General features: G+C 33.7%; 15 protein-coding genes. 8 read left to right on the forward strand and 7 right to left on the reverse strand.

Annotated elements, in window-relative coordinates; genetic code table 11:
• From D5R40_RS26380 to D5R40_RS26385, 3 genes are all read left to right on the forward strand, one after another.
• Window positions 1-281 (forward strand): transposase (locus D5R40_RS26380; protein WP_192901284.1); only part of this gene is annotated, 281 nt, incomplete at its 5' end.
• A gap of 69 nt (window positions 282-350) precedes the next feature.
• Complete coding sequence (locus tag D5R40_RS37135) at window positions 351-512, forward strand: hypothetical protein (RefSeq protein ID WP_192901316.1); 162 nt, start codon at window positions 351-353, stop codon at window positions 510-512.
• Window positions 493-675 (forward strand): EamA family transporter, encoded by a 183-nt coding sequence (locus D5R40_RS26385; RefSeq protein ID WP_445974450.1) that lies wholly within the window; start codon window positions 493-495, stop codon window positions 673-675. The genes D5R40_RS37135 and D5R40_RS26385 overlap by 20 nt, the downstream gene beginning before the upstream one ends.
• A gap of 55 nt (window positions 676-730) precedes the next feature.
• On the opposite strand, the gene D5R40_RS26390 is transcribed toward D5R40_RS26385, so the two are convergent.
• The 5 genes from D5R40_RS26390 to D5R40_RS40110 all read right to left on the reverse strand — a co-directional run bounded on the left by D5R40_RS26390 (window position 731) and on the right by D5R40_RS40110 (window position 5438).
• Window positions 731-1693: a hypothetical protein gene (locus D5R40_RS26390; protein WP_192901117.1), complete on the reverse strand. Its 963-nt coding sequence runs from the start codon at window positions 1691-1693 to the stop codon at window positions 731-733.
• Window positions 1694-1967: 274 nt separating this feature from the next.
• Window positions 1968-2642 (reverse strand): Bpu10I family restriction endonuclease, encoded by a 675-nt coding sequence (locus tag D5R40_RS26395; protein WP_124144902.1) that lies wholly within the window; start codon window positions 2640-2642, stop codon window positions 1968-1970.
• 117 nt (window positions 2643-2759) lie between these two features.
• Window positions 2760-3944: a DNA cytosine methyltransferase gene (locus tag D5R40_RS26400; protein ID WP_124144901.1), complete on the reverse strand. Its 1185-nt coding sequence runs from the start codon at window positions 3942-3944 to the stop codon at window positions 2760-2762.
• Between the two features lie 90 nt (window positions 3945-4034).
• Window positions 4035-4454: a hypothetical protein gene (locus tag D5R40_RS40105; protein ID WP_240041659.1), complete on the reverse strand. Its 420-nt coding sequence runs from the start codon at window positions 4452-4454 to the stop codon at window positions 4035-4037.
• 129 nt (window positions 4455-4583) lie between these two features.
• Entirely contained in the window at window positions 4584-5438 is an 855-nt protein-coding gene (locus D5R40_RS40110) for a helix-turn-helix domain-containing protein (RefSeq protein ID WP_240041660.1), read from the reverse strand.
• Window positions 5439-5686: 248 nt separating this feature from the next.
• Here D5R40_RS40110 and D5R40_RS26410 point away from each other — a divergent pair, with 248 nt between their 5' ends.
• Complete coding sequence (locus tag D5R40_RS26410) at window positions 5687-6475, forward strand: hypothetical protein (RefSeq protein WP_124155452.1); 789 nt, start codon at window positions 5687-5689, stop codon at window positions 6473-6475.
• Window positions 6476-6985: 510 nt separating this feature from the next.
• Window positions 6986-7654 (forward strand): hypothetical protein, encoded by a 669-nt coding sequence (locus D5R40_RS26415; RefSeq protein WP_124155453.1) that lies wholly within the window; start codon window positions 6986-6988, stop codon window positions 7652-7654.
• 90 nt (window positions 7655-7744) lie between these two features.
• Here the strand turns inward: D5R40_RS26415 and D5R40_RS26420 are convergent, their stop codons facing one another.
• Window positions 7745-8152, reverse strand: a complete 408-nt coding sequence (locus D5R40_RS26420) for a hypothetical protein (protein WP_339379451.1) — start codon at window positions 8150-8152, stop codon at window positions 7745-7747.
• Window positions 8153-8185: 33 nt separating this feature from the next.
• Entirely contained in the window at window positions 8186-8350 is a 165-nt protein-coding gene (locus D5R40_RS42190; protein ID WP_339379452.1) for a hypothetical protein, read from the reverse strand.
• A 431-nt stretch (window positions 8351-8781) separates the two neighbouring features.
• On the opposite strand from D5R40_RS42190, the gene D5R40_RS26425 reads away from it, so the two are divergent.
• From D5R40_RS26425 to D5R40_RS26435, 3 genes are all read left to right on the forward strand, one after another.
• Window positions 8782-9720, forward strand: coding sequence for a hypothetical protein (locus D5R40_RS26425; protein WP_124155454.1), 939 nt, complete (start codon window positions 8782-8784; stop codon window positions 9718-9720).
• A gap of 19 nt (window positions 9721-9739) precedes the next feature.
• Window positions 9740-9979: a hypothetical protein gene (locus D5R40_RS26430; protein ID WP_124155455.1), complete on the forward strand. Its 240-nt coding sequence runs from the start codon at window positions 9740-9742 to the stop codon at window positions 9977-9979.
• 122 nt (window positions 9980-10101) lie between these two features.
• Window positions 10102-10392, forward strand: a complete 291-nt coding sequence (locus D5R40_RS26435) for a hypothetical protein (RefSeq protein WP_124155456.1) — start codon at window positions 10102-10104, stop codon at window positions 10390-10392.
• Window positions 10393-10604: the final 212 nt, after the last annotated feature.

The raw sequence follows: 10604 nt of genomic DNA on the forward strand, positions 1-10604 counted from the left end.
TGAAACAGAAATCAGGTATTCTCCAGTCTATGGTAACTCGTGCTGCTTTTTTGTCTGACGAGTCTCACCGGATTCGCTTTGTTTATATCCCTAAACATACTTCTTGGCTGAATCAAATTGAGTGTTGGTTCTCTATTTTGGCCAGGCGTTTACTCCGGCGTAGCAGTTTCTCTTCCACCTCAGACCTCAAGCAGAAGATACTGAATTTTATTGACTATTTCAACTGTACTCTAGCCAGACCTTTTATCTGGAAATTTCAGGGGTTTTCAGAGGATGATTAACCAGATTCAGATTCATGGTCATACTGACTCAAGGATCCAACTCAATGCCGATCATTTTTAGCTTGGCTATTGACCATTTATTTTACGATCGCGATCACACTTCTGAGTATTCTATCTCAGGAAGAAGGCATTGCTTCTACTGGTCACTTATTTCTGCCATCCTGCACTAGGTGGCGGGATGCTAATGTTTCTTTACTTAGCACTGCTTTATATGTCTATTGGATTAATTGAAACTGGGGTGGCATTAACTCTATTTTTTACTTACCCAATCTTCACTTCGCTATTTTCTTGGCTATTGTTAGGTATTCCCCCTACTAGCTTTCGGTGGATGGTGATGATAGTGGTATTAGTAGGAACTTTTTTGACTATTCCCTACAGTCAGACTACCTCCTGAATCCTTACTAAGTAATTAAAATGAATATCATACTCTAATTCAGCAACGCCTCATTTTATTTTTTAGTTTCGGAAGCATGACTGAGATAATTACCAAAAACTTGACTCAAAGCATCAGCTTTTAAATGATAATTCCAACGACACATTTGTGTCATTACTTTCATCAAACTATAACCAATCTCAAGACCATATTTGAGATGAGAAAACTTGATAATATCTTGACCAGAAGTTCGCTCTTTTTGATGATGATTTAAGAGTCTAATTACACGAGAGATACTGCCAATAACTCGCCGCAAAACCGAATCACCAAAACCCCATCTAGTGATTCCCCAAAACTTAGCCAAATGATTAACTTCATCTTGTAAAGGTTGAGCGATCGCCATTTGTAATGCTCCAGTAGAATGAGACATTAACCATATATAAATAGATACGGCACTCCATTCGGAACTAATTCTACTTACTCCATGATTATAGATTTCTGCCCCTACATTTCCAGTAGGTTGATAACCATGAACGGTATTAGGTTTTTGCTGTAATTTTTTCCCTGTAAGTTGTTGATAAATCTTGCTAAAAGCAGGGGCGTGTTGTCGTTCTTCTTTTTCCCAAATACCAATTTCAATTATTTTCCCATTTTTATCAGTTACACCTCCCATAAATCTAGCTAGTTGAGGATGAGCTGTTTGTAAATAACCCCAACTTTCTTGGGAATAGGAACGAATAGGTGCTTCTATTTCTACAGCGGAGGTAATTACTTGTAAAAATAATTTTGGTTCTATGCCAATAATTTGACTATTGTTAATTGCTTGCCAATTAATTTTTTGCCAAGGTCTTTGTTGAGGATTTTCAAATTGTTGGGGTAAGTCTAATAGTCTTTCTGTAAGAATGTTTTGGGAAAGATAGCGTTCGAGTAAATAATTAATTCTGGCTCTAGTTTGTAGATAGTTAGGAGTGGAATGACAATAACCAGCTAGGTCAAATTGGGTCTGATTAGAGGAATTAATTGTTGTTACTAAGTTCATGGTTTTTCAGTTAAGTTATTTTTGGTTTAATGATTTAGGCAGATGGGAGAAAGTTTTACCAGATATCTGACAGATTATTAATAGAAACTGACCAGATGAAAAGGTGTCACTCTTGTTTTCTTGCCTTTCTTAATATCAATCCTAAGCTGACTATTAAGGTAGAACTTAGTATGTAGGTGACAGTTATTTAGTTGTCATAGAAGAGGGTAGACAGTTGTAGTGATTTTTATAAATTGGCACAGTTGAAATAATTTCAATGAAAATGATTAGCTAGTTAAATTAAATAACCACGCTTCAAACCAAAATTAATACCGCCCTCCCAATCAGATGTTAAATAATCTCTAACATAAACAAATAAATGCTCTACCACATCTACATATATAGGATTTTTAACATACCCTTTCTGATATCGGAATTCTCTATCTGTATTCTTTTGTTTTCTTAATACATATATTTGGTCTATTTTGAATTTTCGTAAATTTACTGCATCTGTTAATTTTAGCCATTCTGCCACTAAAATATAAATGGCATTAGGATTTCTATACTTAAGTTGTTCTGCTGCTGTTGCTGCATCTTGAAGCATGGTTTTATCTAAATAAGTTTTGCATTCTATAACTACAGCAGTTACATCCCAAATATGACTTTCTAATTCTTGGGAACCCTGACAATTCATTTGGGCATGAATTCTCACTCCTATGGCAAAATCATTATCTTTCAATTCAATTAAAGCATAAGGATAATTGAGCATATATTGATAATTTTCAGACCGAAAAAATATATCTTTGAAAGTACGAGACTTACCAATTAAAGCTTGTGATGAAAATTCTTGAACTAAATCTTTGAAGAGATAATACATAAATTCTTCTAACACAGATGAATGGAGATTTGAACGAGAATCAAATTTTTCAGCATAGTGTTGTTGTTCTAGAAAATCTTTGTATTGATTCAAAAATTCTACTCACTCCTCTTACTGAGTTAGGAGGTACTCTTCACTGATAACTGATAACTGATAACTGATAACTGATAACTGAAATGACCATGAACATACATTTTATTTAGCTCTATTTTACAACTGTTTTAATATATTATCAGCAATAGCTTTAGCTAACAAAGGAGGAACGGCGTTTCCAATTTGATTATATTGACATAAATGTTTTTCTGCTAAACGACCTTCTCTAGATAGTAATTTATGGCTAACAACTGTTGGTTTACCCATAAATTTAAAACTATCTGGAAATGATTGTATTCTTGCACCTTCTCTAGCTGTGAAATTTCTATGTTGATAAGGGTGAACAAAATTAGCATAAAATGATGCTGGAATTGTATGGCATGGTTTATCTGGATGGAGTCTTCTATTATTTTGGTCGTAGATTTTTTGAGATATTTTTGTAGAGTTTCTTTGCCGTGGTTGTAAATGTTTTGGTACATCTTTTCCAGAACTTCCCCAAGTCATTGTAGCAAATCTTTCTACCATTCTTTGAGTGTGATTCATAGCTTTGTGATTAAACAGAATTTTATTGCTATTTATCAACAATTTCTGATATTCATTTAATGGCTTTTTGACATAATTTGACTCTTCTTTTCCTTCACCAGCTTCCAATGGAGGTAAGTCAGAAATAGCATCCCATAATGTCGGACAGAACTTTAAATTTTCTCCAAATAAAGACATTTGTTGATTGGTTAATATTCCATGAGTTGGCAAGGGAAAAGGATTTTCTAGTTCCCTTTTTGAAGCAACAATAAATAAACGTTTTCTGATTTGAGGTACTCCGTATGCTGTAGCTTCTAATATATTTATGTAGACGTGATACCCAATCTTATTAAACTCTTGTTCAATAATGTCGATAACTTTGACTTGAGAATGAGTCCGAAATTCCATCAGGTTGGGTACATTTTCCATAATTAATATTTCTGGCTCAAAAACTATAGCTACTCTGATTAATTCTCTAAAAAGATTATTTCTAGGGTCTTTAGGGTCTCCAGAATTTTTATTACAAATAGAATATCCTTGACAAGGGGGACTACCTATGACAATTTGCGGTTTATTATTACCCCAAATCGCTGCTATATCCCTATTAGTAATAGTCGTAATATCTTGATTGATGACAACAGCATCTGGATGATTATAAGCAAAAGTTTCTGATGCCCATTTATCTATTTCGATAGCACCAATAATTTGACAACCTGCCCACTTAAAACCAAGGCTAAATCCACCTGCACCGGAAAAAATATCTAATATTAATGGTTTCATAAATGATACTTTGAGCAAAACTTTTAGATAACACCTTGCGCACTAAAACTATGCTTTACTGGGATGAAATACACTGTGAAATATTATAACCTATTTATAATTGCTATATTGCTTAAATATAGGTTTAACCATAAATAATATCTGATTTTCTTCTGTGATTTTATCTATCAAATCTCGCTTTTCTAAAGATAGTAATGTTTGAAATAATTCTGGCGATGATAATTGGGATTTTTCTAATAGTTGGGAAACTGAAACAGATTTTTCTAGTTCGCTGAGTTGATATAGCAGTTGTTTTTCTAATTCAGACAAACGTTGAAAATGCTGCTTTAAAATATTGGTTAATTCATCGCATAAAAATAGTGGTTTATAACTTAAATATTGAGCTACACTCCCGCCAAATAAATTTTTAATTGTCTCTCCTACTAATTTTAACCATTGGGGATTACCTTGATAGAAATTTATCAATTCTTGCCATTTCTCTTCATCCAATAATCCTATATTTTTCAGCATCTCACGCGCCACCTTTTCAGTTAAACCATTTAACTGAAATAAACGTACTGCTGAGTCATTATCTGTAAAGTTGAAAATTTCTAAAGGTGGTTCCCAACTGTTAAGAAGAAAACAACTATTATGGGGTAATTATCCGATAATTTTAAATAGGTTGCCATAGTTTTCATATCCTTGTTTATAGTTGCCGACAAGTTGCTGACTATTGAGTATTTTTTGTACGTCATCCAGAATTATTAAACATCGAATATCGCGCAATTTTTCGATGAGTATTGATAGTTGAGAATTGGTGTTATTGGGTAAGTCTTTTTCTGTTACGTTGGAGATAGTTTCAATTAAATTTTTGAGAGTTACGTTTAGGGGTGGAGATGTACGGAGGGTGCGCCAGATGATGTGGTCGAAATTAGATTCTATTTCTGGGATAAGGTGACGAATAATGGTGCTTTTACCGATACCGCTTATTCCTGAGACGGTGATGAGACGACAGCGATGCTTGACTATCCAGGTTTTGATAGTGGTGAGTTCGGTGGAGCGATCGTAGAATATTTTTCTGATATCTGGTGCGTCTCTGAGGTCGAATTTTGGCAGTGAGGTGTTATTTTCGTTTGTTGTTTGTGTAGTGGGTAATTTTTGTTTGGTTTCTGGGGAAGGAGTGTTGTCTGTACAGAGATTAATATTACCTTTTACATAATTACTTTGTCCGAAATTAAATATACTTGAAACATTAGAAACTTGATATCTTTCCATCGCAGCGCGGAAATTTGACTTATGAATTTTTTCATTTAATTCCTGAGAAATAAGTTGCCATAAATTTGAAGCGACATTACCCACATGACATTTAGTGCAGTGGTATTGTTGAGCAACCTTTGAGTATTTTTCCCCTTGCCAAGTAGCGCGTAAAATAGCTTCTTGCAGACTATCAAGGTGTTTGCCAGTTTTGTCAAAAACCACATCATCGACAAACCTTAAAACTTCATTAAGAGTCATTAGTCAATTTTGGTTAGGAATTTCTTCCTATTATACATGATGTTTTCTGATATTTCGGAAAAAAAATCTGATATTTTCTGATGATTATGCTTAGTTGTACATTATTTTTTGTGAGTTTTTATTAGTAGTGGCTCTAATTATTACTTGTAGTAAATTATTAAGTATGAGATTACTTGGTAAAAAAAGATATTTTTTTACTGTTCAGTCAGTAATCCGAAATAAATAATTATTTGAGGAATATCTAACCTATGAAAACTACAAAATTTCAATCTATTCTTTTATCTTTAGGTATTATTTTATTGCCACTGACGGTGAGTAATTTAGCATTAGCATCAAAAATTTATGTACAACCATTAAAAACTACTCATCAAGTTCAAGTTCAGCACTTAGCAAAAGGTCTCCCACTTAATATTGATGGTATTCCTTTTACAGTTACTTTAGATCTAAGAAATGCACAACTTCGTGGAAAAATTCCTAAATCTTTAGTCCAAACTGAACTAATTAAAGCTCTCAATGAGTTCGACAATCATAGTATAAAAAATACAAAATATAATAAACAAACTATCAGAAATTTAGATTTTCGTTCCCTAGATAATGGCGGACTGACAGTTGGTTTTTCAGTAAATCTTAAGCACCGAGAACGTCTTGCAAAAGTATTTGGAAAGGAACATTTCACTCCTTGGATATCTGTAACTTTGCATGGCACATCAAGTTTTGGAACAAACATTCGTAATAATGTTGTCAATGTATCGTACAGAGGACACGATGTCCGTGGTCAGAAGTGGTATGGAGACATTGTTTCTGGTCTTGATAGTGTATTTAAGAAGCAGACTTCAGGACTAATTAAAAAACGTCTAAATCGTTTTAATGGTATGAACTTAATAAGCCTACTCAAGCAAGGTGGAATTGATAAACAATTACCTTTGAATTTGACAATAGATGAGCTGGTAAAAAGTGGTGTAAAAGTTAATGCAGATTTTTCCCCACAAGGCTTGTCTTTTGTAATTAATCTTCCCGAAACGATTGATATTTCTTGATTATAAAAAGTGATAGGAAGTAACACTCTTAGTAGAGTGAGCAAATTTTAATGAATCTATATCAACAGTAAAATTTATGATGTTTGCCTACCTTACTTATTACTGTGGAACAGCAAGTAGTAAATAAATATAGTTTTAATTTGTTTTCGAGAAATTATCAAAATTATCAAAGAATAGGAAACAGAATTTGTCCTGGTTATAATGGGTATAAAAAATCTACCTTACCTGAAGGTACATACTTTGTCAGATTTCATCAGGTTACCTCCGAAAACGAGATAGTTTTTCGCTAGATTTTAGTTATGGTGTGCAAATTTTGATAAATCTATATCAACAGTAAAATTTTTTATATTTGCCTATCCTGCTCCTGTTTATCACTGTAAACCACGAGCAATAATAAATAGATAATGACTTTATAAAGGGAAAGATAATTGTTTCTTTAAATTTGAATTATTTGACAATATTCAATCTATTAATTTGGCATAAAGTAGATTTTTAATAGGAATAAAAATTATGAACTTACGGAAATTATTGAATCTAGCCACACTATTTCCAATAGTCAAAAAAAGAAAGTTATTCAAAAACTTATTATTCTATCCTACTGCACTTTTAACAGCTCTAAGTTTAACTTTTTCTATACAGGAAAGAACCAACTCACAACTAAATATTAATACTGAAATATTTTACAATGTTAAAGTTTGCAACGAGTATAAAAAGAAAATATATGTAGCTAGGGCAAAAGAACGAATTTATACGGTAGCAGGAGCTGGCAATTATGGTAGTCCATACGGTGTAACAGTACAAGGATCGAGACTGAGCGGATGGGGTTCAGTTGCTCCTAACGAATGTAAAAGTTTTCCCATTTTAAAATTAGATATTGATGCTCCACAAGGACGGTATGACCGCACAGAAGACTGGATATATCTAGAGAGTTCTGACAATAAAAAGTTTCCTCGACAAGACATAACAAGTTATAAAAATTCTCAGGGAGGTAACTCTAGAAAACCAGAATTTTGTGTAACTAATAAGGCTTTTAATTTATCTTCTAGAAATTATCAAAAAATAGGAACCAGAATTTGTCCTGGTTATAATGCGTATCAAGAATCTACCTTACCTGAAGGTACATACTTTGTCAGGTTTTATAGGGTTTCTCCTGAGAAAAATCAGATAGTTTTTCGCTAGATTTAGTTATGGTGGGCAAACTTTGACGGATCTATATCAACAATAAAATTTATAATATTTGCCTACCCTACTTATTACTTTAATACCTAATTACAAAGACTTAATCGAACTAACCATTTCCACCAAAATTCCTATAATCTTTCTCGAATCTTTAATATAGTAATTCTCTACATCAATAAACACTACATTCTTTTCCAATTTCAAAAATTTCCAGACATGACCTGTCGTAACCGCACCATAAACAAAAGGAACATCTTTCCCATCTTTTTGATTATATATTTCAGCCCCAACCATTTCTGCAATACATTGTCCTAAACCACCAACTATCCTTTCATTTTTAGCCTCTACAAGAACAATTACAGGAGTATCCAAATATAGTTGTTCCGGAGATTGACTAATAATAAAATCACAAAATCCATTTAATCCCTTATCCCTATCAACCGAGAAATCTATACCCGAAAAAAAACTAATTTGAAGTTGCCTTTTAATCTCCAACAAAATATTAATAATTATTAGCTCAGAACTAGCTTTTTATGTAGCGATCGCTAAAGCAATAGGTACATTTTGCTTCAACATTTCAGCTAATAAATTACTAATTTCTACAGGTTCAACTTGAGAAAATAAATCTTCTGTTTCTATAATTTTCAAATTAAACTCAGCTTTTACTTTTTTTAAATCAAAATCACTATATGACATTTTACCGAAAAATTGTGGTTTAAAGCCTCCCCTTTTAAGGAGATAATAAATAAAAAAATTCCTTTTAGTCAATCCTCTTCTTTTCAAGGAGAGATAATTATTAATTATTCATTATTAATTATTAATTGTTGAACTATTCCTGATTTCCTCTATCAGAATTTTCCGATTAATTACAAATAATTTTATATCCTCAACTATACTCTTAATTACCCATAAAACTTCCTGTAATAAACTGATAACTGAAGAGTTGCACCCACGCGAGCAAGATGCTCGCACTGGGAAAATTAAATTATTAATATCTGTACTTCAGATACTTGGAATATGCTGTAATTTTCCCATAAATTATAAATAGTTTTATATCTAAAATTATACTCTATAATTACCCATAAAACTTCCTGTAAAAAACTGATAACTGATAACTGATAACTGAAATGACGCGAACTCCCCACGACCAATTTGCCAAACAATATTTAGAAGAGTTACTAACTCTATTAGGCAAAGTAGAAACCAGTCGCGATGTTGCCAGCGAAGTCCGGGAAATAGATGTATATTTCGTCCCCGTTATTCCACCGCCGACCGACCCTCAAATTCTAGGGTTATTAGGCAAAATGGCGGCTACTGCTTCTATTTACGAACCATTTAGAAATCAACCACAACGACTGGAAATACTAGACTGTCAGGCCAAACTTAACTTTGTTATTAACCAACAAAAACGTAAAGCTAGAAGGGAAAACACCCACTATACTGAAGCCGAATGGCCTCTATTGTGGATTTTTTCCCCCTCTTGTTCGGCCAGATTAATAGAAGGTTTTGGCGCTAAACTAGACTCAAGCGGTCAATGGCCTACAGGTATTTATTTTTTGCCAGATTTTCAAAACACAGCAATAGTAGCCATTAATCAATTACCAATTAACCAGGATACTCTCTGGTTAAGGGTATTGGGAAAAGGTCAGACACAAGAGCAAGCCATTTTAGAATTAGAAGCTTTACCACCAGGAAACCCACTGAGGGAAAATTTGACCGAGCTTTTGGCAAGTTGGCACATCACAATTCAAGTAAGAGAAAATATAAATGAAGATGACCAGGAGTTACTAATGAAATTATCACCTGTTTATTTACGATGGCGCGAAGAGACCTTGGAGGAAGGTATCCAGCGAGGTATCCAGCAAGGTATCCAGCAAGGCATCCAACAAACGGAACAAAGGATAAAGCAACAAATGATTGAAAATTTACTCACTTTCCGGTTTGGTTCCCTGGACTCAGAACTATTGGCCATTATGGAACCAGTTTTGCTGTTGTCTCCAGAGGAGTTCACTCCTTTGTTATTAACTGCTTCACGGGAGGAATTATTGGAGAGGTTTGGTGAGTAGTTACTGATAGGAGTTACTAATGAAGCGATCGCCTGTTTATTTACGATGGCGCGAAGAGACCTTGGAGCAAGGTATCCAGCAAACGGAACAAAGGATAAAGCAGCAAGTGATTGAAAATTTACTCACTTTCCGGTTTGGTTCCCTGGACTCAGAACTATTGGCCATTATGGAACCAGTTTTGCTGTTGTCTCCAGAGGAGTTCACTCCTTTGTTATTAACTGCTTCACGGGAGGAATTATTGGAGAGGTTTGGCGAGTAGTTACTAACCAAAACAACAAGGTTTTATGTCTCCTTTTTTAAAGAGATAAAAAAAGAAAATTCTGTATTCTAAGTTTCCCTATTGCAGGAGTTACTAATAATTGAAATGACTAGGAGTTACTAATGGAGCGATCGCCTGTTTATCAACGACGTTGGCGCGGGGAGACATTTGAAAAAATTCGCCTAGAACTTTGGCAAGAAGGTTTTGAAAAAGGCTTTCGAGAAGGTTTTCAACAAACTCAACAAGAACAAATAACAGAAATGATTAAAAGTTCATTCAATTTCCGGTTTGGTTCTCTAGATTCAGAGTTGTTGGCTATTATTGAGCCTATGTTGCAGTTGTCTCCAAAGGAGTTAGCTCGTTTGTTATTGAATGCTTCGCGGGAGGAATTATTGGAGAGGTTTGGTGAGTGATTATTTCTAGATTGCTTAAAATAGTTACAGAATAATTGACAATGAGTAGGCAAATATTAATCCTCATTTGCCTACCCTCACTAAACTATTTGGCTATTACTTTTTCAAAAGTTTGAACTATTCAGCATTGGGATATTTATAGAGTTTTAATTATTGGAATTTTTTTAAGTTTTTTCACTAATAAAAATTATTAAAAATACGGTGCAAAAACT

The organism is Okeania hirsuta, assembly GCF_003838195.1.
GTDB classification, from domain to species: Bacteria; Cyanobacteriota; Cyanobacteriia; order Cyanobacteriales; family Microcoleaceae; genus Okeania; species Okeania hirsuta.

Coding starts and splice junctions, on each gene's coding strand:
- D5R40_RS26385 (WP_445974450.1), top strand. CDS start 493: ATGTCTATTGGATTAATTGAAACTGGGGTGGCATTAACTCTATTTTTT.
- D5R40_RS26390 (WP_192901117.1), bottom strand. CDS start 1,693: ATGAACTTAGTAACAACAATTAATTCCTCTAATCAGACCCAATTTGAC.
- D5R40_RS26400 (WP_124144901.1), bottom strand. CDS start 3,944: ATGAAACCATTAATATTAGATATTTTTTCCGGTGCAGGTGGATTTAGC.
- D5R40_RS40105 (WP_240041659.1), bottom strand. CDS start 4,454: ATGCTGAAAAATATAGGATTATTGGATGAAGAGAAATGGCAAGAATTG.
- D5R40_RS40110 (WP_240041660.1), bottom strand. CDS start 5,438: ATGACTCTTAATGAAGTTTTAAGGTTTGTCGATGATGTGGTTTTTGAC.
- D5R40_RS26410 (WP_124155452.1), top strand. CDS start 5,687: ATGAAAACTACAAAATTTCAATCTATTCTTTTATCTTTAGGTATTATT.
- D5R40_RS26415 (WP_124155453.1), top strand. CDS start 6,986: ATGAACTTACGGAAATTATTGAATCTAGCCACACTATTTCCAATAGTC.
- D5R40_RS42190 (WP_339379452.1), bottom strand. CDS start 8,350: ATGTCATATAGTGATTTTGATTTAAAAAAAGTAAAAGCTGAGTTTAAT.
- D5R40_RS26425 (WP_124155454.1), top strand. CDS start 8,782: ATGACGCGAACTCCCCACGACCAATTTGCCAAACAATATTTAGAAGAG.
- D5R40_RS26430 (WP_124155455.1), top strand. CDS start 9,740: ATGAAGCGATCGCCTGTTTATTTACGATGGCGCGAAGAGACCTTGGAG.
- D5R40_RS26435 (WP_124155456.1), top strand. CDS start 10,102: ATGGAGCGATCGCCTGTTTATCAACGACGTTGGCGCGGGGAGACATTT.